Below are 413 nucleotides of genomic sequence, written 5' to 3'. Positions count from 1 at the left end.
AACGCCCCAGGCATTATTTTGGGTTTGATTACATTTATCACTAGTTTTTAAGGAAGTTTTCAGACGGCCTGTGCAAATCAACATCTGTACAGCCTGAAAACCCAATCGTCTAATCAGAAAGGAAAACCAATGACTGAAAAACAAATGCACATTCTTTCCGTCACCGCCACCCTGGCCGGCGTCGGTATGTACGTTTCTTATATCCCGCAAATCCAAAACAACCTTGCCGGCAACCCCGGCTCGCCGTTGCAACCCCTCGTCGCCGCCATCAACTGCACATTATGGTTTGCCTACGGCTTTTTGAAAGAAAAACGCGACTACCCCATCATACTGGCAAACGCCCCAGGCATTATTTTGGGTTTGATTACATTTATCACTAGTTTTTAAGGAAGTTTTCAGACGGCCTGTGCAAA

Annotated in this window: 1 protein-coding gene; it reads left to right on the top strand. The window is 45.8% G+C overall.

From position 1 onward, the window contains the following. The first annotated feature begins 129 nt into the window (after nucleotides 1–129). Nucleotides 130–387: a SemiSWEET family transporter gene (locus ACTHS3_RS17115; RefSeq protein WP_049225703.1), complete on the top strand. Its 258-nt coding sequence runs from the start codon at nucleotides 130–132 to the stop codon at nucleotides 385–387. The last annotated feature ends 26 nt before the right edge of the window (nucleotides 388–413 follow it).

It is taken from the genome of Neisseria sp. P0009.S007, assembly GCF_051962515.1.
Note: the sequence above shows the minus strand (reverse complement) of the source record. Positions and strands in the feature narration are given on the sequence as shown.

Excerpts from the sequence above, each read along its gene's own strand:
- ACTHS3_RS17115 (WP_049225703.1), top strand. The coding sequence starts at position 130 with ATGACTGAAAAACAAATGCACATTCTTTCCGTCACCGCCACCCTGGCC.